At 55.6% G+C, this 25,220-nt stretch carries 20 protein-coding genes; 8 read left to right on the forward strand and 12 right to left on the reverse strand.

What is annotated here, in order from left to right:
• Positions 1-10: 10 nt before the first annotated feature.
• From V1566_RS03540 to V1566_RS03575, 8 genes are all read right to left on the reverse strand, one after another.
• Positions 11-1,351, reverse strand: a complete 1,341-nt coding sequence (locus V1566_RS03540; protein ID WP_395305072.1) for an MFS transporter — start codon at positions 1,349-1,351, stop codon at positions 11-13.
• Positions 1,352-1,531: 180 nt separating this feature from the next.
• A complete protein-coding gene (lldD, locus tag V1566_RS03545; RefSeq protein ID WP_395305073.1) occupies positions 1,532-2,719 on the reverse strand; it encodes an FMN-dependent L-lactate dehydrogenase LldD in 1,188 nt (395 codons plus the stop codon).
• Entirely contained in the window at positions 2,716-3,489 is a 774-nt protein-coding gene (gene lldR, locus V1566_RS03550) for a transcriptional regulator LldR (RefSeq protein ID WP_395305074.1), read from the reverse strand. Before lldR ends, lldD begins: the two co-directional genes overlap by 4 nt.
• On the reverse strand, positions 3,486-5,141 hold the full coding sequence (gene lldP / locus V1566_RS03555) for an L-lactate permease (RefSeq protein ID WP_395305075.1): 1,656 nt from the start codon (positions 5,139-5,141) through the stop codon (positions 3,486-3,488). Before lldP ends, lldR begins: the two co-directional genes overlap by 4 nt.
• A 292-nt stretch (positions 5,142-5,433) precedes the next feature.
• A complete protein-coding gene (locus V1566_RS03560; RefSeq protein WP_063145475.1) occupies positions 5,434-5,796 on the reverse strand; it encodes a YibL family ribosome-associated protein in 363 nt (120 codons plus the stop codon).
• A 58-nt stretch (positions 5,797-5,854) separates the two neighbouring features.
• The gene (mtlR, locus tag V1566_RS03565; RefSeq protein WP_395305076.1) at positions 5,855-6,445 is read right to left on the reverse strand and encodes a mannitol operon repressor MtlR; all 591 of its coding nucleotides are present in this window, start codon (positions 6,443-6,445) and stop codon (positions 5,855-5,857) included.
• Positions 6,442-7,590 carry a mannitol-1-phosphate 5-dehydrogenase gene (gene mtlD / locus V1566_RS03570; protein ID WP_395305077.1) on the reverse strand — a complete coding sequence of 383 codons (1,149 nt, stop codon included), beginning with the start codon at positions 7,588-7,590 and terminating at the stop codon, positions 6,442-6,444. Before mtlD ends, mtlR begins: the two co-directional genes overlap by 4 nt.
• Before the next feature lie 100 nt (positions 7,591-7,690).
• Positions 7,691-9,598, reverse strand: a complete 1,908-nt coding sequence (locus V1566_RS03575) for a PTS mannitol transporter subunit IICBA (protein WP_395305078.1) — start codon at positions 9,596-9,598, stop codon at positions 7,691-7,693.
• 662 nt (positions 9,599-10,260) lie between these two features.
• On the opposite strand from V1566_RS03575, the gene V1566_RS03580 reads away from it, so the two are divergent.
• The 3 genes from V1566_RS03580 to V1566_RS03590 all read left to right on the forward strand — a co-directional run bounded on the left by V1566_RS03580 (position 10,261) and on the right by V1566_RS03590 (position 12,455).
• Positions 10,261-10,617 carry a DUF3302 domain-containing protein gene (locus tag V1566_RS03580; RefSeq protein WP_024906600.1) on the forward strand — a complete coding sequence of 119 codons (357 nt, stop codon included), beginning with the start codon at positions 10,261-10,263 and terminating at the stop codon, positions 10,615-10,617.
• Between the two features lie 2 nt (positions 10,618-10,619).
• Positions 10,620-11,756 carry an HlyD family secretion protein gene (locus tag V1566_RS03585; RefSeq protein WP_395305079.1) on the forward strand — a complete coding sequence of 379 codons (1,137 nt, stop codon included), beginning with the start codon at positions 10,620-10,622 and terminating at the stop codon, positions 11,754-11,756.
• Positions 11,757-11,846: 90 nt separating this feature from the next.
• Entirely contained in the window at positions 11,847-12,455 is a 609-nt protein-coding gene (locus V1566_RS03590; RefSeq protein ID WP_395305080.1) for a glutathione S-transferase, read from the forward strand.
• A gap of 25 nt (positions 12,456-12,480) precedes the next feature.
• Here the strand turns inward: V1566_RS03590 and V1566_RS03595 are convergent, their stop codons facing one another.
• Positions 12,481-13,383: a hypothetical protein gene (locus V1566_RS03595; protein WP_395305081.1), complete on the reverse strand. Its 903-nt coding sequence runs from the start codon at positions 13,381-13,383 to the stop codon at positions 12,481-12,483.
• 227 nt (positions 13,384-13,610) lie between these two features.
• Between V1566_RS03595 and selA the strand changes: the two genes are divergently transcribed.
• The 4 genes from selA (at position 13,611) to aldB (ending at position 19,794) form a co-directional block, all read left to right on the forward strand.
• Positions 13,611-14,999, forward strand: a complete 1,389-nt coding sequence (selA, locus tag V1566_RS03600; RefSeq protein ID WP_395305082.1) for an L-seryl-tRNA(Sec) selenium transferase — start codon at positions 13,611-13,613, stop codon at positions 14,997-14,999.
• Positions 14,996-16,861: a selenocysteine-specific translation elongation factor gene (gene selB, locus V1566_RS03605; protein ID WP_395305083.1), complete on the forward strand. Its 1,866-nt coding sequence runs from the start codon at positions 14,996-14,998 to the stop codon at positions 16,859-16,861. Before selA ends, selB begins: the two co-directional genes overlap by 4 nt.
• A gap of 156 nt (positions 16,862-17,017) precedes the next feature.
• Positions 17,018-18,169 (forward strand): L-threonine dehydrogenase, encoded by a 1,152-nt coding sequence (gene yiaY, locus V1566_RS03610; RefSeq protein WP_395305084.1) that lies wholly within the window; start codon positions 17,018-17,020, stop codon positions 18,167-18,169.
• An 86-nt stretch (positions 18,170-18,255) separates the two neighbouring features.
• Entirely contained in the window at positions 18,256-19,794 is a 1,539-nt protein-coding gene (gene aldB, locus V1566_RS03615; protein WP_023309928.1) for an aldehyde dehydrogenase AldB, read from the forward strand.
• On the opposite strand, the gene V1566_RS03620 is transcribed toward aldB, so the two are convergent.
• Positions 19,791-20,756, reverse strand: coding sequence for a LysR family transcriptional regulator (locus tag V1566_RS03620; protein ID WP_395305085.1), 966 nt, complete (start codon positions 20,754-20,756; stop codon positions 19,791-19,793). The two genes, aldB and V1566_RS03620, sit on opposite strands and share 4 nt — an antisense overlap.
• Positions 20,757-20,873: 117 nt before the next feature.
• On the opposite strand from V1566_RS03620, the gene V1566_RS03625 reads away from it, so the two are divergent.
• Positions 20,874-21,614 (forward strand): MipA/OmpV family protein, encoded by a 741-nt coding sequence (locus V1566_RS03625; RefSeq protein WP_219322113.1) that lies wholly within the window; start codon positions 20,874-20,876, stop codon positions 21,612-21,614.
• A 69-nt stretch (positions 21,615-21,683) separates the two neighbouring features.
• Here V1566_RS03625 and V1566_RS03630 read toward each other — a convergent pair whose 3' ends face one another.
• Positions 21,684-23,633 carry a glycoside hydrolase family 127 protein gene (locus V1566_RS03630; protein ID WP_395305086.1) on the reverse strand — a complete coding sequence of 650 codons (1,950 nt, stop codon included), beginning with the start codon at positions 23,631-23,633 and terminating at the stop codon, positions 21,684-21,686.
• Between the two features lie 10 nt (positions 23,634-23,643).
• On the reverse strand, positions 23,644-25,044 hold the full coding sequence (locus V1566_RS03635; RefSeq protein ID WP_395305087.1) for an MFS transporter: 1,401 nt from the start codon (positions 25,042-25,044) through the stop codon (positions 23,644-23,646).
• Positions 25,045-25,220 lie beyond the last annotated feature (176 nt).

Raw genomic sequence — 25,220 nt, forward strand, 5'->3', positions numbered from 1 at the left:
AAGAGAGGAACTACGCGACGCCGGGTTCCTGCGAGCGGCTGTACAGCATTTTGTAGACGGTGGCCGCAGCGGCCACCAGGGCGGGCACGCTGAGGATCATTAAAATACTGTCTGCCTGCCACTGCATAGAAAGAAGCTGGGCGCTGGTCATGGTTCCCGCCACGCCGCCAAAGCGGCCGATCCCCTGCATCCAGGCGATGCCCGTCGCGCGGCACTCGGTAGGGTAAAAGGTGGCGGCCAGGGTTTGCATGCCCGACTGCGCGCCGTTCATCGCGATCCCCATCAGGAAAATCAATCCGCCAAACAGGGCGATATGGTTATGCTCAATGCCAAGCAAAAGAATAAGGCCCATTGTCAGCACGAAACCACACGCAACCACCCTGTGCGCCTCCCAGCGGTCCATCATCCAGCCCGCGAGCAGAATGCCTGCGGTGCCGCCAAAGGTGAACAGCGAGGTGAGCCAGGCGGATTCCGCCAGCGCATAGCCCATCCCCTGCATTAGCGTTGGCATCCAGCTCAGCAGGACGTAGTAAATGACCAGGCCCATAAAATAGGTCACCCACAGCATCAGGGTGCCGGGCAGCCAGGGCATGGAAAACAGCTGCGACACGCTCCCTTTTTTAGACGCGACTTTCTCCTCCGCCAGGAAAAAGCCCGTGACGCTATCCAGCGTACTGCGGGCGAACCGGCTGGCGATGCGACGGACCTGCATGACGTCCTTCCCGCGCTGCACCAGAAACTTCACGGACTCCGGTAAAAACAGCGCCAGCAGCAGCGTTAAAATCAGCGGAGCAATCGCCCCGGTCAGCAGCACGCTTCGCCAGCCGTGGTGGGGGATAAGCCAGGAAGAGATCGCGCCGCCGCCCGCCGCACCCAGAGGGAAGCCGCAGTACATGGTATTAATCGCCATGGCGCGACAGCGCTGGGGGGCAAACTCGGAGATAAGCGTGATGGCGTTAGGCATTGCGGCACCGAGCCCCAGGCCCGTCAGAAAGCGCCACAGCGTCAGGGTATTCAGACTTTGCGCCCAGGCCGTCCCCAGGCTCGCGAGGCCGAAGAACAGGCAGGAGAAAACCAGCACGCGCTTGCGTCCCACCCGGTCCGATACCGGACCTGCGATCAGCGCACCCAGCGACAGCCCCAACAGCGCAGCGCTCAGTACCGGACCCAGATCCTGTTTATGTATCCCCCATTCTGCCGACAGCGTAGGCGCGATGTAGCCCATCGCCGCTGTATCAAAACCATCGATCGCCAGAACCAGAAAGCCCAGCACGATGAGCAGCCAGTGAAACCCTGAAAAGGGGCTCTCATCGATCACCTGCTGAATATCCACCTTACCTGAATACGCCATACGCTCCACTCCGATCTGATGTTGTTTTTGTGTTCTTGTATTTGCTTGTCTATACAATTGCGGGCGGCGGGTGGATGTCAAATTTTCTTATCTAATATGTTATCTGGATGTTATTTTTGGCGTAAAAAAGCGCCCGAGTGGGAAATCGGGCGCATGAGAAAGGGGGTTAATCAGAGAAGGTCAGGCTGCGTTTCCCTGAGCAAGAGGAGCCAGCGCCGATGGTAATTTGCTTAACTCCTGCACCAGGGAATCCTTACTGATTTCACCGATCGTTTTCGCGCCGGTCAGCGTCATCGCCACCTTCATCTCTTTTTCGATCAGGTTGAGCAGGTTCGCCACGCCCGCCTGGCCCGCCGTCGCCAGCGCATACAGATACGCACGCCCCAGCAGTACGCTGTCAGCGCCCAGCGCAATCATACGCACTACGTCCAGTCCGTTGCGGATGCCGCTGTCGGCCAGGATGGCAATATCGCCTTTCACCGCATCGGCGATGGCCGGCAGGGCGCGTGCGGAGGAGAGCACCCCGTCAAGCTGGCGTCCGCCGTGGTTAGAGACCACAATCCCGTCTGCGCCAAAGCGTACCGCGTCGCGGGCATCTTCCGGATCGAGGATCCCTTTGATCACCATCGGGCCGTCCCAGAACTCGCGGATCCACTCCAGGTCTTTCCACGAGATCGACGGATCGAAGTTGTTCGCCAGCCAGCCGATGTAATCCTCCAGCCCGGTCGGTTTACCGAGATAGGCTGAAATGTTTCCCAGATCGTGCGGACGCCCGTTCAGACCCACATCCCACGCCCACTGCGGGTGGGTCACGGCCTGCCAGTAACGACGGAGCGCAGCGTTCGGGCCGCTCATGCCGGAGTGCGCATCGCGGTAGCGCGCGCCGGGGGTCGGCATATCGACGGTAAAGACCAGCGTGGAGCAGCCCGCCGCTTTGGCGCGCTCGAGCGCGTTACGCATAAAGCCGCGATCCCGCAGGACATACAGCTGGAACCACATCGGGCGCTTGATGGTCGGGGCGACCTCTTCAATCGGGCAGACGGACACGGTGGAAAGGGTAAACGGAATGCCTTTGGCATCCGCCGCAGCGGCGGCCTGCACTTCGCCACGGCGGGCATACATCCCGCATAAGCCTACAGGCGCGAGCGCCACCGGCATGGAGAGCGTTTCGTTGAACAGTTTTGTCTCAAGGCTCAGGTCAGACATATTCTTCAGCACGCGCTGGCGCAGAGCCACCTCCGACAGATCTTCCACGTTGCGGCGCAGGGTGTATTCGGCATACGCCCCGCCGTCGATATAGTGGAACAGGAACGGGGGCAAAATGCGCTGCGCCGCGGCGCGATAGTCACTGGCTGCTGAAATAATCATGCTTTGTTCTCCCTGGAAATATCACTGTCGCCAGGCAGACGGGTAATACGCGCCTGTCGGGCCTGGTCTTCATCGAATCGTTTAATGGTGGTGTGCACAAAACCGAGATGCGCCATCATCGCTTTGCGTGCGGCCTCGGCATCACCGGCCAGAATGGCGTTGAGCACCGCCTCGTGTTGTTCGGTCAACCGGGCAAACACCGGCGGAACCAGATACATGCGCTGGCGGCTCTGTTTAACGGAGGATTGCAGCAGGTCAAAGAACCCGCGCATGGTCTGGAGCAGCACCACGTTGTGCGATGCCTCGGCAATCGCCAGGTGAAAACGCACGTCCGCCTGGGAGGCGATATCCGGGTCGCTGCTTTGCGTGGCCTCAAAGCAGGCGATGAGTTTCTCTTTGTCGGCGTCGGTTGCCCGCATGGCCGCGTGCCAGGCGGTACTGGTTTCGATGGCGTGACGCGCTTCAAGGATGTCGAAGCTGTAGTCCGGGTCGTTCTCCATCAGCGTCTTCAGCGGCTGAACGATGTTTTGCTCGGACCAGTCGTCATGCTGCCAGCGCACAAAGGTGCCGCCGCCGCGACGGCTCAGCAGCACCCCTTCGCTGACCAGCGTCGCCAGCGCCTCGCGCAGTGAATTGCGCGATACGCCAAGCTGGGCGGCGAGCTGGCGTTCGGCGGGCAGCTTCATGCCCGCTTCCAGCTGTTGTTCTTCAATCAGCGCCCGCACGCGAGAGGCAATCTCGTCGGACAGGCGTCTGGGCATCACTATCATGGGATCATCCAGGTTAAGACATAGGCCTGCAGGGTGGTGATCACGCCCACCATGCAGGTGAATATCAGGCTGTGTTTCACGGTAAAGCGGAACAGATCCGACTCTTTACCGACCAGACCTACCGCCGCACAGGCAATGGCGATGGATTGCGGCGAAATCATCTTGCCGGTCACGCCGCCGGTCGTGTTAGCCGCCACGAGCAGCACATCTGATACGCCGATTTGCTGTGCGGCGGTAGCCTGCAGTGCGGCAAACAGGGCGTTAGACGAGGTATCTGACCCGGTCAGGAATACCCCCAGCCAGCCGAGGAATGGCGAGAAGAAGGTGAAGGCGTGACTGGTATGGGCCAGCGCCAGTGCCAGGGTCGATGACAGGCCGGAGTAGTTCGAGATAAACGCGAACGCCAGCACCATGCCGATGGAGTAAATCGGCAGCATCAGCTCTTTAATGGTCGCCGCAAAGGTCTGCACCGCGGCCGCAGGCTTCATGCGCAGCCACACCACGGAAAGGATAGCGGCAAACAGGATGGCGGTACCGGTGGCAGAGAACCAGTCGAATTTATAGACCGCGGCATACGGCGTGGCGGCGTGCACCACCGGCGGCATACGAGCGACCATCTTGTCGAGGAACGGTACAGAGATATTAATCACCATGTCGTACAGCGCACCGCCCGGGGCGAACAGGGCTTTAAACGGCGGGATGCTCCACAGCGTGACCGTTGCGGTCAGGAACAGGAACGGCGACCAGGCGCGTACCACCTGGCCTGCGGTATAGCCCGTACGCGCCAGGGTTTGATCCACCTGCGAAGCACCCATATCGGCGAAGCGGAAAATACGTACCGGCTGCCAGCGTTTCAGGAACAGGGTCAGACAGACCAGAGAGACCAGCGAAGAGATAATGTCCGGCAGTTCAGGGCCGAGGAAGTTCGAGCTGAGGTATTGGGCAATGGCGAACGAACCGCCCGCCACCATCACAGCAGGCCAGGTCTCCTTCACGCCGCGCCAGCCGTCCATAATCGCCATGATCCAGAACAGGACGATAATGGTCAGGAAGGGCAGCTGGCGGCCGACCATCTGGCCAATCTCAAAGCTGTCCAGCCCGGTGACCTGTCCGGCTACCAGAATCGGAATACCCATCGCGCCAAACGCCACCGGCGCTGTATTCACAATCAGGCACAGACCTGCGGCATACAGCGGGTTAAAGCCCAGGCCGACCAGCAGCGCGGCGGTGATCGCCACCGGTGCGCCAAAGCCTGCCGCACCTTCCAGAAACGCCCCGAAGGAGAAGCCGACAATCAGCATCTGCAGGCGTTGGTCCGGTGTGATGGAGAGAATCGACGAGCGGATAATGTCGAACTGCCCGGTTTTTACCGAGATTTTATAGACAAACACCGCCGCGATGATGATCCACGCAATCGGCCACAGGCCGTAGAAGAAACCGTAGACGACAGAGGCCAGCGCGCGATCGACCGGCATTTTATAGAAGAGCAGCGCCACCATCAGGGCGATTGCAACGGTATACGTCGCGGCGAGGTAGCCCTTCAGCTTGAGCTTAATCAGCGCAAAGAAGAAGAACAGGATCGGAAGCGATGCGATCAGGCTCGACAGCCAGATATTTCCGGCCGGGTCGTAGTTTTGTTGCCAGAGGCTCATGCAGGTCTCCTGGGGACCAGACAGCCTGCGCTGCGGGTGAGTCTCCGCTCAACTCTGCGTCACAGGTTGTGTAAAAGTGGTCCTGCCAATGTTGTGTTGTAGGGTTAATGACAATGAATGGTTAACCAAATGTTATGGCCAAGCAATGAGTTTGTGAGCGGAATTAATGGAATTGTGAACCGGGGAAGAAAGAAAAGGGGGATTGGTTGGGCCAATTTGAAGCGGGGTGGGGCCTGCTGCCCTCACCCCGGCCCTCTCCCACGGGGAAAGGGTTAGGGTGAGGGGGAAAGTATCAGAACGCGGTTTTACAAAAACCCGTCATCTCTTTCAGGCCCATTTCGCGGCCAAGCTCGGTCATCGGGTGTACCACCACCAGACCACGGACGCTTTTCTTCAGCTTGCCCATGTCGGCCTGCTCTTTTTTAGTGATCGCACGTCGGTGCGGCATATCCATCAGCTTCTGCGCTTCTTTGCTCAGCTTCTGGCCTTTCACTTCGCGCAAGCGCTCGATTTCTGTTTCCAGCGTGGCGGCTTCTTTTTCCAGCTCGGCGTACTTCTCGGCGGAATCGACCAGTGACAGGCCAGCCATCTGGTGGCGGATCAGATCCAGGCGGTCGCTCAGGCGTTTAATTTCGTTCTTTTCGACTTCTTTCATGACAAATAACTCTGAAAACGGGGAATTTACAGGGAAGGATACACCAATGTGAACAGGCTTACTTCTGAAACGCTTTTTTTAAGCTGATTCGGGAAATCAGCTCAGTCAGGGAGAGCACCATCGTGGAACGGACAACCTGTTGATAACGCAGCTTTTGCATCGAATATAGCTCAGGGTCGCTGTTATCAAAATGGGGAACAGGGGGCAGCGCGGTGACGCAGTGCAGCTCGCCGAAGGGCCCCAGGATCTCATCATCGGTAAAGGTGTACTCATTACCGTCATGATTGAGTTCTTCGCGCAGCGCCATTAACAGCTCCGCATCTTCATACTCTTGCCGGTTCAGCACGCCAAGACCATAAATCAGCTTCAGACGCACGGATAAATCGCCCAGCGGTCCGTCTCCGTCCAGTAACGGTTCTACAGCATATTTTACCGCGTAGTCGTCTTTGCGAAACACCTGAAGCACCAGGATATTCACCGCCTCGGTTAACAGCTCGACGGCGGCAATCAGGAAACTTCGTACGGTTTTGCCAGCATTCAGACGCTCAAGCACACGATTTTCAAAGGCCTGGGTTTGTTCCATTATTGCCTGCATATCCGACAATCTATTATCTGGGCGCAGGTTAACCTGCGCCGCACTGTGCATCATTTGGTTGCGTTGTATGCGTTAACCGCCTCCACAACCACGTCGCTGTTGGCGTCCAGACCGGAAATCTGCGCCAGCGCAGCCTGTGCGCCTTTGTTATCAATCAGCTGAGCCAGTTCCTGCGCCTGTGGGTCCTGCTCGCTGCGGTAGTGCATCGCGGCGGCAATCCCTTTCACCAGGTTGGCGTGCGGCAGGCCGTATTCCAGCGTGCCCAGCAGCGGCTTAATCAGGCGATCGCCCGCGCTCAGTTTGCGCAGAGGCTGACGGCCCACGCGCTCAACGTCATCTTTCAGATACGGGTTTTCAAAGCGACCGAGGATTTTCTGGATATATGCTGCGTGTTTCTCAGCATCAAAACCGTAGCGTTTGATCAGCACCGCGCCGCTCTCTTCCATTGCCCCTTTTACCACCGCGCGGATCTTCTCATCGAGGATCGCATCACGGATGGTCTGATGACCGGCCAATTTACCGAGGTACGCGGTTATAGCATGCCCGGTGTTCAGCGTGAAGAGTTTGCGTTCGACAAATGCCATCAGGTTATCGGTTAATTCCATTCCCGGAATGGTCGGCAGGGCGCCTTTAAACTGGGTTTTATCAACAATCCACTCGCTGAAGGTTTCCACGGTCACTTCCAGTGGGTCGTTGGTGGCGGATTCGGACGGCGGAACGATGCGGTCCACAGCGGAATCCACAAACCCGACGTGCGCTTCAACCCAGGCTTTGTCTTCGTCTGCGACAGCGTTAAGCACGTGGCCTTTCAGCTGCGTGGTACCGCGCACCATGTTTTCACAGGCGATGATGTTCAGCGGGGTGTCGATGCCCTGCGCTTTACGTTTTGCCAGGCCTTTCGCGACCGCAGGAGCGATGCGCTCAAGGACGACCGGACCCACGGCAGTGGTGACCAGATCGACGCTGGCGATCAGGTCGATAACGTCTTCACCGATGCTGCTGACCGCGTTGACGCCGGATACCGTCTCAACCTGCTCGTTTTCACCGACCACATGGACCTGATAGCTATGACGCGCATTCAGGGCATCCAGGACAACCTGATTCACATCGGCGAATGTCAGCGTAATGCCCGCGTCTGCCAGCAGTTTACCGATAAAACCACGACCGATATTACCTGCGCCAAAATGTAATGCTTTCATAGTGTTAACCTTCATCAATGTTTTTACCCGAGAGGGCTGGGGTGAGGAACGTTTCCCCTCACCCTAGCCCTCTCCCCGGGGGGAGAGGGAAGAGGCGCTGTTACTTGTTAAGCAGAGCCAGAACTTCGTCAACGCTTTCAGTCTGTGCCAGACGCTCGATAACAGACTCATCGTCCAGCGCGTTGGTCAGGCTGGTAATCACCTGAATGTGCTCGTTGTTGCGCGCGGCGATACCAATCACCAGACGGGCGATGTCGTCTTCTTCTTCACCGAAGCGTACGCCCTGCGGATACTGACAGAATACGACGCCGGTTTTCAGGACGCGATCTTTCGCTTCAACCGTACCGTGCGGCACCGCGATGGATTCGCCCAGGTAGGTTGGCGTCAGTTTTTCGCGTTCCAGCATCGCGTCAACGTATTCAGGCTGGACGTAGCCGCCTTTCACCAGCTGCTCACCGGCAAAGCGAATCGCTTCTTCTTTGGTTGCCGCTGTACGACCGAGGAAGATGTTTTCCGCACCCAGTTTGAACAGGTGGGCGTTGCTCTCGTCAAAGCTGTCCTGCAGGCTGGAGCGCACTTTCACTTCGTTGTCTTCGTGACGCTGCGCGGCAACCAGACGTTCGGTCAGGCTGGTGTACAGGCCGCTGTCGAGGAAGTTGGTCAGCGATATGTGCTGTGCCTGCGGTACCTGGCGCATGGCGCGTTCGGTCAGGTCGCGATGTGTGATGACCAGGTCAACATCCGGCGGCAGGCTGTTAATGGCGCTGTTGGTCACGGAGATGTTGGTCAGGCCCGCATCCTGCACTTTCTTACGCAGCACGCCTGCACCCATTGCACTGGAACCCATACCGGCGTCACAGGCAACGATGATTTTACGCACGTGGCTCAGGTCGTTAGACACGTCGCCCGCGGTCAGTGGGGTTGCGCCTTTGGATTCGGCTTTCATGTCGTGCATACGACGGGTCGCCGCTTCAATATCGTCGTCCTCTTTCACTTTGCTGGTTTTCAGCAGGATAGAAGAGACCACAAAGGAGACGGCCATGGCCGCACAGATGGCCGCGATATTCGCGAAGTACGCCCCTTTTGGCGTCATCGCCAGTACCGCCAGGATAGAACCCGGAGAGGCCGGAGACACCAGACCGCCGCCCAGCACGCTCAGGGTGAACACGCCAGTCATACCGCCAAGGATAACGGCCAGGATCAGACGTGGGTTCATCAGCACGTACGGGAAGTAAATTTCGTGAATACCGCCCAGGAAGTGAATGATTGCTGCGCCGCCAGCAGACTGCTTAGCGCTGCCGCGACCAAAGAACATGTACGCCAGCAGAACGCCCATACCCGGACCCGGGTTTGCTTCAATCAGGAAGAAGATAGACTTGCCGAGATCGTGAGACTGCTGAATACCCAGCGGCGAGAAGATGCCGTGGTTGATGGCGTTGTTCAGGAACAGGATTTTCGCCGGTTCTACGAAGATAGACGCCAGCGGCAGCATGTCGTGCGCCACCATAAAGTTAACGCCTGCCGCCAGAATTTTGGACAGCACTTCAACCGCAGGGCCAATGCCGAGGAACGCCAGAATCGCGAGAATCATCCCGATGATGCCCGCAGAGAAGTTGTTCACCAGCATTTCGAAGCCGGATTTGATCTTACCATCAACCCAGACGTCGAATTTCTTAATCGCCCAGCCGCCCAGAGGACCGGCAATCATCGCACCGAGGAACATCGGCATATCCGCACCGACGATAACACCCATCGTGGTGATGGCACCCACGACACCACCACGGTCACCGCCCACCAGACGACCACCGGTGAAACCGATGAGCAGCGGCAGGAGATAGGTAATCATTGGGCCAACAAGTTTCGCCAGCGTTTCGTTAGGCAACCACCCTGTCGGAATGAACAATGCAGTGATGATACCCCACGCGATAAACGCGCCGATATTTGGCATCACCATGTTGCTGAGGAAACGACCAAAGCTTTGAACTTTGATCTTGAAATCGGATGACATAAAACACCCCTTCTTCTGTTTACGCTTAGGCTTGCGGCCCGAGGTTTATCGTTAATGTTCGGCGGCAGAGGTAGCCGGGCCCTGTTCTGATGCTGTGAAATCTGGCACTGAATCGTTCAACTGTCCAGATAGCGAAAATTTGTGTGACTCACGTCACGTAAATGTAGGGGGTGTGGATATCAATGAGGTGATCTGAATCACAAAATTGATGGGCAAAAAAAATACGATGGCGAGAAATAAAGCAAAAAACACCTTTTTTTGTGATTGCCATCACGTTTTTGTTTTATGGGTTTGTTTCTGGATTGTGATTGATTTCACAAAATATTTTTATGCGGATTTCTCCGGCTGCGATCGGCGGCAAAATCTGCCTGGCGATTCGGCGTCAGGATGACTTAGCACGACACGTTAAGCTAAAAAACCACTTTTGATGTGTGGTATGGCGAAAAGTTAGAACGTGGATTACGCTCATATTGTAAGGTTAAGTATATTATTATTCAGGATATATTTTGACACGCTTATAAACTTGCATGGAGATATTATAAAAACCGATACTCTCCGGCTCTGAAATAACCAGTATACCTTATTGTATTTAAAAATATATTAATTAGGTTGCGTACTGTTTTATTAATTTAATGAGTTGACGTTGTTTAAGTGAGGAGAATATGTTTCTCAACTATTTTGCGCTGGGCGTATTGATTTTTGTATTTCTGGTTCTCTTTTATGGGATCATCGCCATCCATGACATTCCTTACAATATGGCCAAAAAGCGTAACCATCCCCATGCCGATGCGATTCATACGGCTGGCTGGATTAGCCTGTTTACGCTCCATGCCATCTGGCCGTTCCTGTGGATTTGGGCCACGCTGTACCGTGAAGATCGCGGCTGGGGTATGCAAAACCACATCACAAAGCCTGATGAGGTCCCGGGCATGGATGCGCTCGCCAAACGCGTGGCGGAACTCGAACAAAAGCTGGCCGCGGTAAAGCCTGCTGCTGATAAGAACACGCTGGAGCGCTAATCATGGATCTGTTGATTATTTTGACCTATGTGGCATTCGCCTGGGTGATTTTTAAAATATTCCGTATTCCGGTAAACCAGTGGACGCTTGCCACGGCGACATTAGGCGGCGTGTTTATTGTTGCCGGTCTTATTCTGCTAATGAACTATAACCATCCGTATACCTTTATGGCGCAAAAAGCGGTTATTTCTATTCCAATTACGCCGCAGGTGACTGGTGTGGTCAGTGAAGTGACCAATAAAAATAACCAGCTTATTAAAAAAGGCGAAGTGTTATTTAAACTTGATCCGGGCCGCTACCAGGCGCGCGTTGACAGACTGAAGGCCGACCTGGTGACCGCGACGCACAACATCGATAATCTGAAAGCGCAGCTGGCGGAAGCCGTCGCCAATACCACCCGCGTCTCCTCTGAGCGCGATCGTCTGTTTAAAGATTATCAGCGCTACCTGAAAGGCAGCCAGGCAAAGGTGAATCCGTTCTCTGAAAGCGATATCGACAACGCGCGGCAGAATTATCTGGCACAGGATGCGATGGTGAAAGGCTCCGTTGCCGAACAGACGCAGATTCAAAGCCAGTTAGACAGCATGGTGAATGGCGAGCAGTCGCAGATTGCTTCCCTGCGCGCCCAACTGGCGGAAGCCACCTATAATCTCGATCAGACCGTGGTACGCGCGCCCAGTAACGGTTATATCACCCAGGTGCTGATTCGTCCGGGGACGTATGCCGCCGCACTGCCTCTCCGTCCGGTGATGGTTTTTATTCCTGAACAGAAGCGTCAGATTGTAGCCCAGTTCCGTCAGAACTCGCTGCTACGTCTGAAGCCGGGCGATGAAGCGGAAGTGGTGTTTAACGCGCTGCCGGGCCAGGTGTTCACCGGTAAGCTCACCAGCGTTCTGCCAGTGGTGCCAGGCGGGTCGTATCAGGCACAGGGCGCGCTGCAGGCACTGACCGTTGTGCCGGGTACGGATGGCGTACAGGCGCTGATTGAGCTGGAGCCTAACGCTGACGTTGATGCGCTGCCAGACGGTATTTATGCCCAGGTGGCGGTCTACTCGGACCATTTCGCCCACGTCTCGGTGATGCGTAAGGTGCTGCTCCGTATGACCAGCTGGATGCACTACCTCTACCTCGATCACTAATCCTTTCAGGGCAGGAATTCGACACGCATACCTGCCCTTTTTTCATCGCTTGATCCATACTGACTTTTTTCCGGCATCAAGGATCAGGCAATGAAACTCATCGGTAGCTACACCAGTCCCTTCGTGCGAAAAATCTCGATTCTCCTGCTGGAGAAAGGGATTGAATTTGAATTCATCAATGAACAGCCCTACAACGCTGAAAACGGCGTCGCGCAGTACAACCCGCTGGGGAAAGTCCCGGCGCTGGTGACGGATGAGGGCGAATACTGGTTCGATTCCCCGATTATTGCGGAGTATATCGAACTGCTGGGCGTTGCCCCGGCAATGCTGCCGGCTGACCCAAAAGCGGCGCTGGCAGTGAAGCAAATTGAAGCTCTGGCTGATGGCATCATGGATGCGGCGTTAACCTCCGTGCGTGAACAGGCAAGGCCCGCCGCCCAGCAGTCGGAAACGGAACTGTTACGCCAGCGGGAAAAAATCAGCCGCAGCCTGGACAGGTGCGAGCAGCTTATCCGGGAAGGAAAAATTCAAACCGACAGCCTGAACCTGGCAACCATCGCCATCGCCTGCGCCATCGGCTATCTCAACTTCCGCCGCGTTTCCCCTGGCTGGTGCGTCGATCGTCCGCTGCTGGTCAAGCTTGCCGAAACGCATTTCCAGCGTGAAAGTTTTGCGCGCACCGAGCCGCCAAAGGCGTAGGGATCGCGCCTGATGCCGTCAGAGGCTACTGCTTGCATTTCGATAAGACGGCTTTTTGGGCGTCATTGAAATAATGGAACTTAGCTTCAGAGTAGATTTCGCCCAATTTTCCGCCGTCATACTTGATGTGAAAGTCCATCGACTGGATGGATTCTTTATCGAGGTGTTGAGGAAATTCGGTCATTGGGCTGGTGCTCATTGGGCGTGACATGCGGCTGGCATCATCCCGGATGTAATAAGGCACGCTGGTTGTTGTACTCGAACGATATTCCAATACGATGGGTTCTGCACCTGTATCGTGCATCCACTCAGGCGTCACGTTGGGATCTTCATTACTGGTGACGGAAAACACCTCAATGCGAAGCAGTTTGAACCGTCGGGTGGTCGTGAAAATAGTGGTATTTAGCTGAACGTCAGAGAGGCTAGGAAACATTCCTGAATGAACAATAATAAAGTCATTAGGGTAATTCTCTTTGATCGTTTCATAGGCTGATCGTCCAAAGTTTTCAGTTGGTGACCAGCCTGTGGGGAACGGTTGGCAGCTGTTTTGTTTGGTGCATACAGGCTGAGAAATATAGCTTGTCATAGTACCTGCCGGGTCATTTAAATCATCGTATACTCCCACACCAAATCCGCGGCTGGTGGCCTGCGACTGAGAGAGATAATTATAGCCATCTTCGTTTTGATACAGGCTGTATAAATCTGAGCGGTTGCTTTCGTCTGCGGGAATATAAATAATGTTAAAGGCCATGCCCGCAAAATTAGCCAGATGATCGTCAATTCTAAACATAATAGGGAAGGGGGCATCGGGCAATTGGCATCTTTGGGGTTGGGCAAAACCAAATTTCTGTTCGGCATTGATGTTGACGGAAAAAATCATGCAAAAAAATAGGAAAAAGGCCGTGTATACTTTGAAGATAATATTCATGCTCGTGCATCCTTGCAAAAAACTGATAAAATAGTAATGTAGTTTATTCATTTCATCGATTGATTAACATAGATGAATTCTGAATTAATTATTCATATGAGCGATGTTTTAATTTATAAAATTCACGAGATTTATTGATCAGGATAAATTAAAGCCCCGCATCCGTAAGGACTCCTCTTCCCTGACCTGCTAAAATGTCGCCTGTCTTCTTTTACTCAGGCAGGCTTATGACTTCGAATTCCAGCTCGCTTTATCGCCATCTTCCCGCCACGGAGCGTTTGCTGCGTGACGCCGCCATTCAACCCCTGCTGAATCTCTATGGGCGTACGCTCGTGGTCATGACGCTGCGTAATTTGCAGGACGAGGCGCGCAGGACCATTGCTGAGAAGGGAGCCTTGCCTGACTGGAACCACGACTGGGCAGGGGCGCTCGCCTTGCGGCTGGATAAGCGCCAGCAAAGCGCGTTACGCCCGGTGATTAACCTGACCGGTACCGTGCTGCATACCAACCTGGGCCGCGCGCAGCAGGCGGAAGAGGCTATCACGGCGGTCGCGCAGGCCATGCGAGCCCCCGTAACGCTGGAGTACGATCTGGACGGCGCCGGGCGCGGGCATCGTGACCGGGCGCTGGCGGACCTGCTGTGCCAACTGACCGGCGCGGAAGATGCCTGCATTGTGAATAACAACGCCGCAGCGGTACTGCTGATGCTGGCGGCTACCGCCAGCGGCAAAGAGGTGGTGGTTTCCCGCGGCGAGCTGGTTGAGATTGGCGGGGCGTTTCGCATTCCGGACGTGATGCGCCAGGCGGGCTGCACGCTACATGAAGTGGGCACCACCAACCGTACCCATGCGAAAGATTATCGCGCGGCGGTAAATGAAAATACCGCCCTGCTGATGAAGGTCCACACCAGCAATTACCATATTGAAGGCTTCACCAAAACGGTTGAAGAGGCGGAGCTGGCGGCGATTGGCCGTGAACTGAATATACCGGTGATCGCCGATCTCGGCAGCGGCTCGCTGGTGGATCTGAGCCCTTACGGGCTACCGAAAGAACCGATGCCGCAAGAGATGATTGCGGCGGGCGTTAGCCTGGTCAGTTTTTCCGGCGACAAGCTGCTGGGCGGACCGCAGGCCGGGATTATCGTCGGCAAGCGCGAGCTGATTGCGAAGCTGCAGCAGCATCCGCTCAAGCGTGCCCTGCGAGCTGATAAAATGACGCTTGCCGCGCTGGACGCGACGCTGCGGCTCTATCTCCACCCGGAGAAACTGGCCGATCGCCTGCCCACGCTGCGTTTGTTAAGCCGCGATGCCGCCTCGATTCGCGCCCAGGCCGAATTACTGCTGCCGCGCATTGCCCCGCACTACCCCGATTTTGACGTTCGCATTGAACCCTGCCAGTCGCAGATTGGCAGCGGTTCGCTGCCGGTGGACAGGCTGCCGAGTGAAGCGCTTACGTTCACCCCGCGTGACGGGCGCGGCAGCCGCCTTGACGCCCTGTCGTCGCGCTGGCGTGGCCTGCCTGCTCCGGTTATCGGGCGGATTTACGACGGCCGAATGTGGCTGGATCTGCGCTGCCTTGAAGATGAAGAGCGATTTCTGGAGATGTTGTTGAAATGATTATTGCCACCGCCGGTCACGTCGACCACGGAAAAACCACGTTACTGCAGGCGATTACCGGCATAAACGCCGACCGCCTGCCGGAAGAGAAAAAGCGCGGCATGACCATCGATCTGGGCTATGCCTACTGGCCCCAGCCTGATGGCCGCGTACTGGGTTTTATAGATGTTCCGGGGCATGAAAAGTTTCTGTCTAACATGCTGGCGGGTGTGGGGGGCATCGATCATGCCCTGCTGGTGGTAGCCTGCGATGACGGCGTCATGGCGCAAACCCGCGAGCATCTGGCGATCCTGCAACTGACCGGCAATCCGCAGTTGACCGTGGCGCTGACCAAAGCCGATCGCGTGGATGACGCACGCGTCAGAGAGGTACGCGAAACGGTACAGGCGACCTTACGGGAATATGGTTTTGACGATGCAGCGCTTTTTGTCACCGTGGCAACAGAAGGGCGCGGTATCGATAAACTTCGCCACCACTTACAGCAACTTTCATCACGTGACCACGCCAGCCATCACCGTTTCCGTCTGGCCATTGACCGGGCGTTTACCGTCAAAGGCGCGGGTCTGGTGGTTACCGGTACGGCGCTGAGCGGTGAAGTAAAGGTAGGCGATAGCTTATGGCTGACGGGCGTTAACAAACCGATGCGCGTGCGCGGTCTACATGCGCAAAACCAGCCCACAGAGCAGGCCCATGCCGGGCAGCGGATCGCGCTGAACATTGCCGGGGATGCGGAAAAAGAGCAGCTTAACCGCGGCGACTGGCTGCTCGCCGACGCCCCACCTGAACCGTCAGAACGCGTCATTGTCTCCCTGCAGACGCACATGCCCCTGACCCAATGGCAGCCGTTGCATATTCACCATGCGGCGAGCCATATCACCGGGCGCGTGTCGCTGCTGGAAAACGACCTTGCCGAACTGGTATTCGATTCTCCGCTCTGGCTTGCAGACAACGATCGTCTGGTACTGCGTGATATTTCCGCGCGGGAAACGCTGGCCGGGGCACGGGTCGTCGCGCTGAATCCACCGCGACGCGGCAAGCGTAAACCTGAATATCTGCAGTGGCTGGCAGCGCTCGCGCAGGCCAGCGATGATAACGCCGCGCTGCGGGTACATCTCGATCGTGGTGCGGTGAGTCTGCGTGATTTTGCATGGGCACGCCAGCTGAGCGAGGAAGGGGTACACCTGCTGGCCCAGCAGCCGGGCTTTATTCAGGCTGGAAACAGTCTGCTTAATGCCCCGGTTGCTGCACACTGGCAGCGTAAGATACTGAGCACGCTGGCAACGTACCATGAACAGCATCAGGACGAGCCTGGCCCGGGCCGTGAGCGTCTGCGACGAATGGCGCTGCCGATGGAAGACGATGCGCTGGTGCTGCTGCTGATTGAAAACATGCGCGAAAGCGGTGTGATTAAAAGTCACCACGGCTGGCTGCATCTGCCGGATCACAAGGCCGGGTTCACCGCAGAGCAAGAGGCAGTATGGCAAAAAGTGGCCTCGCTGTTTGGCGATGAGCCGTGGTGGGTTCGCGATCTGGCACGCGAGACGAATGCCGACGAGCAGGTCATGCGTCAGGTGTTGCGCCATGCGGCACAACAGGGGCTGATAGTCGCGATCGTGAAAGATCGTTATTACCGTAACGATCGTATTGTGGCGTTTGCCAACCTGATCCGCGAGCTGGATCAGGAGCGGGGCTCCACCTGCGCAGCCGATTTCCGCGACCGGCTGAACGTGGGCCGCAAGCTGGCGATTCAGATCCTGGAGTATTTCAACCGCATTGGTTTTACCCGCCGTCGCGGGAACGATCATTTATTACGTGATTCATTATTATTTCCAGAAACAAAAACCGGGATTAATACAGAATAAGAATGGATTGAAATAGATTTATATATTAATTAACACTTTCGCAGGCGTAATGTGTTAAACCTGCGAAGGTGTACGCAAAAACAGGTGTTTGATCATATTTTTAAAATAATCTTTTCCGTATGCTGCCGATAGTTTTTATCTCTTTGAGGATTTATTATGGCTGCATCCGTATTTTATATTCCTTCCGTGAATATTATTGGTTCTGATTCATTATCTTCCGCAATGGATACCATGCGCGACTACGGGTGGCGCCGCGCGCTGATTGTCACCGACGCGATGTTGAGCAAACTGGGTATGGCAACTGATATCCAAAACGCGCTTAAGGAACGTGATATTTCCAGTGTGATTTACGATGGCACACATCCGAATCCCACAACGGCAAACGTTGCTGCTGGTCTGGAAATATTAAAGAGTAACCACTGTGACTGCGTTATATCGCTGGGCGGCGGGTCGCCACACGACTGCGCAAAAGGTATTGCACTGGTGGCCGCTAATGGCGGCGATATTCGTGACTATGAGGGCGTTGATCGCTCGGCAAAACCACAATTGCCAATGATTGCCATTAATACCACCGCCGGTACAGCCTCTGAAATGACACGCTTCTGTATTATTACCGATGAGGCGCGCCATATTAAAATGGCTATTGTGGATAAACATGTCACACCGGTTCTGTCCGTCAATGATTCTTCTCTAATGGCAGGGATGCCTGCATCGCTAACGGCGGCAACCGGCATGGATGCCCTGACCCACGCGATTGAGGCCTATGTTTCCGTGGCAGCCACACCAATTACGGATGCCTGTGCGCTGAAGGCCGTGACGATGATCAGCGAAAATCTGGTGCAGGCTGTTGAAGAAGGCAGTAATGCGCGGGCACGTGAGGCGATGGCCTATGCACAATTCCTTGCTGGCATGGCGTTTAACAACGCTTCCTTAGGCTACGTACACGCGATGGCGCATCAGTTGGGTGGTTTTTACGACCTTCCACACGGCGTATGTAATGCGGTACTGCTGCCGCACGTTCAGGTGTTTAACAGTAAAGTGGCGGCAGCCCGTTTGCGCGACTGTGCGGGAGCCATGGGTGTAGATGTTAGCAAGATGACTGATGAGCAGGGTGCACAGGCGTGCATCGCGGAAATTCGCGCCCTGGCTCGTAAAGTGAATATCCCGTCCGGCCTCCGTGAACTGAACGTCAAAGAGGAAGATATTCCAGTTCTTGCGACCAATGCGCTGAAGGATGCTTGCGGGTTCACCAATCCCGTTCAGGCTACCCATGATGAGATAGTGGCGATTTATCGCGCCGCGATGTGACCCCTGTCGTAAACGCCGTTACCGGTTGGCGAGAAAATCGCCAGCCGGAACTACCCTTGTTGTACACCAACAGCAAGGAGATGGTCATGACAAACAATCCTCCCTCATCGCGTATCCAGCCCGGCGAGTATGGTTTTCCCCTCAAGCTGAAGCCTCGTTATGACAATTTTATTGGCGGCGACTGGGTGGCTCCCGTCGACGGCGAATACTATTCCAACCTGACCCCCGTTACCGGCCAGCCGCTGTGCGAGATAGCCAGCTCCGGCAAGCGCGATATCGACCTGGCGCTGGATGCGGCGCACAAAGCGAAAGATAAATGGGGTCATACCTCCGTGCAGGACCGCGCGGCCATTTTGTTCAAAATCGCCGACCGGATGGAGCAGAATCTGGAGCTGCTGGCGACGGCGGAAACCTGGGATAACGGCAAGCCGATCCGGGAAACGATGGCGGCCGATGTGCCGCTGGCTATTGACCACTTCCGCTATTTTGCCTCCTGTATTCGCGCTCAGGAGGGCGGAATAAGTGAGGTAGACAGCGACACCGTGGCGTATCACTTCCACGAACCGCTGGGCGTCGTCGGGCAAATTATTCCGTGGAACTTCCCGCTGCTGATGGCGAGCTGGAAAATGGCGCCCGCGCTGGCGGCCGGGAACTGCATTGTGCTGAAACCGGCGCGTCTGACCCCGCTCTCGGTGTTGCTGCTGATGGAAATCGTAGGCGATCTTCTGCCGCCGGGCGTGATTAACGTGGTCAACGGTGCGGGCGGAGAGATAGGGGAATATCTGGCTACCTCGAAACGGATCGCCAAAGTGGCGTTTACCGGGTCGACGGAAGTGGGCCAGCAGATCATGCAGTACGCCACGCAAAACATCATTCCGGTGACCCTGGAGCTGGGCGGGAAATCCCCGAACATCTTCTTCGCGGACGTGATGGAGGAAGAGGATGCCTTCTTCGATAAAGCCCTGGAGGGGTTTGCGCTGTTTGCGTTTAACCAGGGCGAAGTCTGCACTTGCCCAAGCCGCGCGCTGGTGCAGGAGTCCATCTATGAGCGCTTTATGGAGCGAGCCATTCGCCGCGTTGAGTCTATCCGCAGCGGTAATCCGCTCGATAACGTCACGCAGATGGGCGCGCAGGTCTCGCACGGACAGCTGGAAACTATCCTCAACTACATTGATATCGGTAAGAAAGAAGGGGCAGATATTCTGACCGGCGGTCGCCGTAAAGTGCTCGGCGGGGATCTGCAGGAAGGGTATTACCTTGAGCCGACGATCCTGTTCGGTCAGAACAACATGCGCGTCTTCCAGGAGGAAATTTTCGGACCGGTGCTGGCCGTGACCACCTTCAAAACGATGGAGGAGGCGCTGGAGATTGCCAACGACACGCCGTATGGCCTGGGGGCAGGTGTCTGGAGCCGCAACGGTAATCTGGCCTATAAAATGGGCAGAGGCATTCAGGCCGGGCGCGTCTGGACCAATTGCTACCACGCCTATCCGGCGCACGCGGCATTTGGCGGCTATAAGCAGTCGGGCATCGGGCGTGAAACCCACAAGATGATGCTGGAGCATTACCAGCAGACGAAATGTTTGCTGGTTAGCTACTCCGATAAACCGTTGGGACTGTTCTAATCGCCCAGCTCAGGCCGTCCGTGGGCGGCCTGAGCAATTTGCTGGCGCAGGCAGTTCAGAACGCCATCCAGAACGTATTGCACGCGCCAGGGCTGGTATTCGCGTTTGCGGAAGATGGCCGTCAGATCGAGCCACCACTCTTCCTGATGCGGGAAGCAGGGGACCAGCATCCCTTGCGTTAATTCTTTCCTCAGACTCTCTTTTGGTGCAAAAACAATCCCAAGATTATTTCTTGCCAGCTCCAGGGCGGTCTGCGTATTGTCGCAAATATAATTACCTGTCACCCGATAGTCGTGCACGTTATCACTGCCGTGCACGCGGAAACGCCAGATGTTTGCATCATCGACCAGCATGGAGTCAATGAGAATGCAGGAATGGTTAATTAAATCTTCAGGTCCCGTTAAGGAATGATTATTTAAATACTCAACGGTTGCGAATGCTGTAACGGAATATTTTGTCAGCACGCTGGCGACCAGGCTTTCGTCTTTCGGTTGCGCATAGGTAATTAAAATGTCGCAGTCATCAGGAAAGGAAACACCTTCTGAAAATTCATTTCGGTCCAGGTTATAGGTTTTCAGGGAGATGCGGATGTCACCGATATCTTCTATCTGGTGGATCACGTGGCGCGCGAGATAGGTCACGATACCTGTAGGGGCATAGATTGTGACCTTTCCGCGCTTTTCATGCTTATAATCAGCAATGAAATTAACGAGTTGACTGTTCTTATCCAGAGTGGCATTAACGTAAGGGAGTAACGCTTCACCAAACTGGGTAAGGGCCAGTTGGCGCGTGGTACGCTCAAAAACCTTCAGTCCAACCCGCGTTTCAAAATCAGACAGATATTTACTGACGTTGGCCTGCGCCATGCCCAGCAGGGCGGCGGCATCGCCAATGCTATGGGTGGCTGCGATGACGGATATAATTTTTAATTCGCGTGGCTTTAGCTGTAATTTATTCATCATGCACACCCATCTATATGATTTTATATATAATATTATATAAACCGCAGCGTTGCATTGGCAAATTTGTAACCATTATTATGCGCCTCGCTTGTTTGGCATTTTAATGGATTACATGTAATGACTATTAAATACAATTTACTGATCGCTGCCACGTTATTTGCAACATCCTCAGCAATGGCCGGAGACTTTTCACTTGGAGCGGGGGCTGTATTTAATGAGTCTCCTTACAAAGGCTATAACGAAAATACGACCGCAGTACCATTAATTAGCTATGAAGGCGATCGCTTTTACGTTCGCCAGACCACCGGAGGGTGGATCCTGTGGAAAGACGCAAAAAATGAATTCAGCCTGACCGCGTCGTGGATGCCGCTGCATTTTGATCCTGATGACAACGACGATCATCAGATGAAGCAGCTTGATGAGCGCAAAGCGTCAGCTTTCCTCGGCGGCGCATACTACCGCCATGAAAGCTGGGGTTCGCTGAAAGTGGCGGTCTCGGGTGATGCGATGGATGAAAGCGGTGGCGTGGTGGGCGAGGTATCGTACTTCCGTCCAATCAGAATGGAGCGCCTGACCCTGACGCCTTCTGTTGGTGTGTTCTACAGCGACGAAAGCTATAACGACTACTACTACGGCGTATCCGGTAGCGAGTCTCGCCGCTCAGGTCTGGAGCAATACACCGCTGGTGACAGCTGGACGCCATACGTTGGCCTGGCGGCTAAATATCAGTTAACCCAGAAGCTGTACCTCAACGCCAGCGCGGTCTACACCGTGTTGCCTGACGACGTGAAGAACAGCCCGATGATCGACCGCGACGACAGCTTCGCGCTGATGACCGGCCTGACCTGGCGTTTCTGATGCGGTAAAGCCCGTTTACTCCCTCTCCCGTGGGAGAGGGTTGGGTTACGGGCAACAGGCCGCAGATATTCAGCCTTCATCCACCCAGATCCGCATTTCTCCTTCTCCCCGGTTAGCCCAGCTAAACCAGGGAATGAAGGTCAGCGTCTGGGGTTGACGTTGTACCGGCGAGCGGTCGTACTGCCACAGCGCATCCGTGTCCTTCACGTGACACCCCATCCCCTCTGCCTGTATCAACATCTTGTGCGCGAAAATCCCTTTCCCTTCAAAGATCCTGAACTCGCTGTTTTCAGGTAGAGAAAGATGATGCAGATTTGCACCGTTATCGGCCTCTTCCAGGCAATAAACCAGCGGTCCGCGCTGCAGGGCGACTTTCCCCGCCTGTTGGCGTACCTGCGGGTTCCCATACACGCGCCGAACTGGCATCGGTAGCGTCAGCGTGACGACATCCCCTTCTTGCCAGGTACGGGTCAGGTAGAGATATCCCCGGGAGATTTCACCCGCAACGGCTTCACCGTTCAACGACACGCCAGGTGCCGCGCACCAGTCCGGGAGCCGCAGGGCCAGGGTGTGCCTCACCGGCACAGGCGAGACGATCTCGATGTTCACCTCTTCCTGCCACGGATAATTGCCGCTAATTCGCAGCGCCAGGACTTCGTCGCCAACCGGTATGGCGACATCGTTGCCCACGTAAAGGTTAATAAAAAGCGCATCCTGGCGGACGGTATAAATGTAGTGCCCCAGCGAGGTCAGCACGCGGGCGATATTCGGCGGGCAACAGGCGCAGCCAAACCAGCGCTGGCGGACGGGTTTCACGTGATCGTAGATATGGTTGAACGCCAGCGTTTTCGGGTGCACTTCCAGCGGATTCACATAAAAGAAATGCTTACCGTCCAGCGCCATTCCGCCCAGTACCGTGTTGTATAATGCGCGCTCCATCACGTCGGCGTAGTGGCCGTCGGCCTCCATTTCCAGCATCCTGCGGGCAAACATCATCAGGCCAATAGAGGCACAGCTTTCGGCATAGACCGTATCGTTGGGCAGATCGTAATCGCTGCTGAACGCCTCGCCGCTGCTTTGCGACCCGATCCCGCCGGTAATATACAGCTGGCGCTGTGCCATATTTTTCCACAGCCGCAGACAGTCCTGCCGTTTACCCTCGTCATGACTCAGGCGCGCCAGATGCGCCATGCCCGCCATCAGGTAGACAAAGCGCACCGCGTGGCCGATGGCCGTTTGTTGTTCAGCAAGCGGCTGATGCGCCTGGCTGTAGGCTTTGTCTTTGACCATCCATGCCGGGCCATAAGTGTTCCAGTATGACGTTCTGCCGCGCTTCTCGTATTCGATATCGTAGAAGTGAGGCTGCACGCCGCGTTGTTCAATGAAATATTTCACCAGCGTGAGATAGCGTGGCTCCTGCGTGACGTCGTAAAGCCGCATCAGCGCCAGCTCGATTTCCGGGTGGCCAGGATAGCCGTGAAGCTGGTTTTCACCGGGGCCAAACACGCTGTCGATATGGTCCGCGAGTCTGCAGACCACATCCAGCAGACGGCGTTTCCCTGTTCCCTGGAAATACGCCACACCCGCCTCAATCATATGTCCGGCGCAGTACAGCTCGTGGCATTCGGCCAGATTCGTCCAGCGCTCGTTGGGCGCTTTTACCGTAAAGTACGTGTTGAGATAGCCATCGTCACATTGCGCCGCCGCGACCAGCGCAATCACATCGTCGGCGGTTTTTTCCAGTTCAGCATCCGGTTTCTGGCACAGCGACCACGCCACGGCTTCCAGCCATTTCGCGACGTCGCTGTCCTGAAACACCATGCCGTAGAATTCACCTTGCTCCAGGCCCGCCGCAATGCGGAAGTTGGTGATGGCGTGGCTGGGTTCGGCTTCCGTTACGCGATCGTTTAGTGCATCCCACTGGTAGGGGATCACCACTTCTCGTACCAGCCGTTGATACTGCCCGAGAAACGGGTCGTTAATTTTTAGTTTATGCAGATCGGCTTCCATTATGGACATAGCGTTCTCCTCAGGACGGTACGTGACGCTGGCGCAGGTCGGTGGCAATGCGCGACATCATAGGGTTGTTGAGTCTGCACCAGCGGATAGAGACGGCCAGCAGCAGATGGAAAAGGGCGGGGAGCAGCGTCTCCATGGCGGTGATGCCCTGCAGTGAAGCAGGTGTCTGGTTGCCCGCACCAGGCTGATAGGCCACGGCAATAAACACCAGGCTAATAATCCCGGCGCTGGACGCCCACGCGAGCTTGATGAAAAAAAGGTTGAAGGCGAAGTTCATCCCCGAAGAGCGCACGCCGGTTTTCCACTCGCCGTAATCGTCAGCAAACGCCATCAGCGAGAAGTGCAGCGGCAGGGTGAAACCCAGGATCACGCCGTTGCTAAAAATGACGATCAGCCAGAGCGTCTGGTGCCCCGGGCCACCCGGCAGGAACCACATTCCAACAGCCAGTGCTGCAAGCACCAGGTTGGTGTAATAGTAGAGTTTGACGGTATCAATACGGCGCGACAGCGGGTTGACGATCACCGCGCCCAGAATGGCGGCAAAGGTCACCATAGTGAAAAAAAGCGAGGTGTACGCCGTGCTGCCCTGCAGCACGTAGGTGATGAAGTACATGTATCCGCCGCCGCGAATGTTGAAAACGTTGATCAGCAAAAACGACATCACCAGCATCAGCAGTAACTGATCGTTTTTACGCAGACCGGCCAGATGCTCGCGCAGGGTGAATTTGCCCATCAGCGCCAGCGGGACGCGCTCACGTACCCAGAAGAAGCAGCACAGGAACATCACCACGGCGACAGCGCACAGCACGCCGACGCCAAGCTGGTAACCTTTTGCGACATTGCCCTGGCCCAGCTCCGCGACCAGCCACGGCAGTCCCACCGAGACCAGGAAGCCTGCAACGCCGCAGAGTACAAAGCGCCATGACTGGCAGGCGATCACCTCATTGTGGCGGGTCGTCATGGTGTTGATCAGCGCGCAGTAGGGAACGTTGATGGCGGTATAGCCAACGGACAGCAGCAAATAGGTGCCGAACGCCCAGGCGATTTTCACGCCCATGCTGGCTTCCGGAACGGTGAAAGTCAGCACGCCGATAATCCCGATCGGGAAGGCGACCCACAGCTGCCACGGGCGAAAGCGCCCCCAGCGGCTTTGCGTGCGGTCGGCAATAATGCCCATTACCGGATCGGAAATGGCGTCAAATACGCGCAAAGCAATAAAGAGAGTGCCAACGAGCGCAGGCGTCAGACCAAAAATATCGGTATAGAAAAAGGTCAGAAAATTCATGATCAGACAGGTAATCACCGTCCCGCCCGCATCACCCAGGCCGTAGCCAATTTTTTCGCGGACGGACAAGAGGTTATCTGTTGCCCCTTGTGTCACGTCTGAGTCTGTAATCGGTGTGGAAGTCATGAAGTAACTCCTCAGTAATAGAGTTTATTATCGTATTTGTGCAAGGTACTCATTTATTCTGCACCGAACGGAAAGGCCAACAAGGGAAGGGAAAAGTATAAAAAGATGACGATTCCGACCTGATGATAAAAATGTGATTCCGATCGGACAGTTATTCGAATATTGATTAATAATCA

Origin of the sequence: Enterobacter sp. ECC-019 (assembly GCF_043974075.1) — a bacterium.
Classification (GTDB): domain Bacteria; phylum Pseudomonadota; class Gammaproteobacteria; order Enterobacterales; family Enterobacteriaceae; genus Enterobacter; species Enterobacter asburiae_D.

Excerpts from the sequence above, each read along its gene's own strand:
- V1566_RS03540 (WP_395305072.1), bottom strand. The coding sequence starts at position 1,351 with ATGGCGTATTCAGGTAAGGTGGATATTCAGCAGGTGATCGATGAGAGC.
- lldD (WP_395305073.1), bottom strand. The coding sequence starts at position 2,719 with ATGATTATTTCAGCAGCCAGTGACTATCGCGCCGCGGCGCAGCGCATT.
- lldR (WP_395305074.1), bottom strand. The coding sequence starts at position 3,489 with ATGATAGTGATGCCCAGACGCCTGTCCGACGAGATTGCCTCTCGCGTG.
- lldP (WP_395305075.1), bottom strand. The coding sequence starts at position 5,141 with ATGAGCCTCTGGCAACAAAACTACGACCCGGCCGGAAATATCTGGCTG.
- V1566_RS03560 (WP_063145475.1), bottom strand. The coding sequence starts at position 5,796 with ATGAAAGAAGTCGAAAAGAACGAAATTAAACGCCTGAGCGACCGCCTG.
- mtlR (WP_395305076.1), bottom strand. The coding sequence starts at position 6,445 with ATGATGCACAGTGCGGCGCAGGTTAACCTGCGCCCAGATAATAGATTG.
- mtlD (WP_395305077.1), bottom strand. The coding sequence starts at position 7,590 with ATGAAAGCATTACATTTTGGCGCAGGTAATATCGGTCGTGGTTTTATC.
- V1566_RS03575 (WP_395305078.1), bottom strand. The coding sequence starts at position 9,598 with ATGTCATCCGATTTCAAGATCAAAGTTCAAAGCTTTGGTCGTTTCCTC.
- V1566_RS03580 (WP_024906600.1), top strand. The coding sequence starts at position 10,261 with ATGTTTCTCAACTATTTTGCGCTGGGCGTATTGATTTTTGTATTTCTG.
- V1566_RS03585 (WP_395305079.1), top strand. The coding sequence starts at position 10,620 with ATGGATCTGTTGATTATTTTGACCTATGTGGCATTCGCCTGGGTGATT.
- V1566_RS03590 (WP_395305080.1), top strand. The coding sequence starts at position 11,847 with ATGAAACTCATCGGTAGCTACACCAGTCCCTTCGTGCGAAAAATCTCG.
- V1566_RS03595 (WP_395305081.1), bottom strand. The coding sequence starts at position 13,383 with ATGAATATTATCTTCAAAGTATACACGGCCTTTTTCCTATTTTTTTGC.
- selA (WP_395305082.1), top strand. The coding sequence starts at position 13,611 with ATGACTTCGAATTCCAGCTCGCTTTATCGCCATCTTCCCGCCACGGAG.
- selB (WP_395305083.1), top strand. The coding sequence starts at position 14,996 with ATGATTATTGCCACCGCCGGTCACGTCGACCACGGAAAAACCACGTTA.
- yiaY (WP_395305084.1), top strand. The coding sequence starts at position 17,018 with ATGGCTGCATCCGTATTTTATATTCCTTCCGTGAATATTATTGGTTCT.
- aldB (WP_023309928.1), top strand. The coding sequence starts at position 18,256 with ATGACAAACAATCCTCCCTCATCGCGTATCCAGCCCGGCGAGTATGGT.
- V1566_RS03620 (WP_395305085.1), bottom strand. The coding sequence starts at position 20,756 with ATGATGAATAAATTACAGCTAAAGCCACGCGAATTAAAAATTATATCC.
- V1566_RS03625 (WP_219322113.1), top strand. The coding sequence starts at position 20,874 with ATGACTATTAAATACAATTTACTGATCGCTGCCACGTTATTTGCAACA.
- V1566_RS03630 (WP_395305086.1), bottom strand. The coding sequence starts at position 23,633 with ATGTCCATAATGGAAGCCGATCTGCATAAACTAAAAATTAACGACCCG.
- V1566_RS03635 (WP_395305087.1), bottom strand. The coding sequence starts at position 25,044 with ATGACTTCCACACCGATTACAGACTCAGACGTGACACAAGGGGCAACA.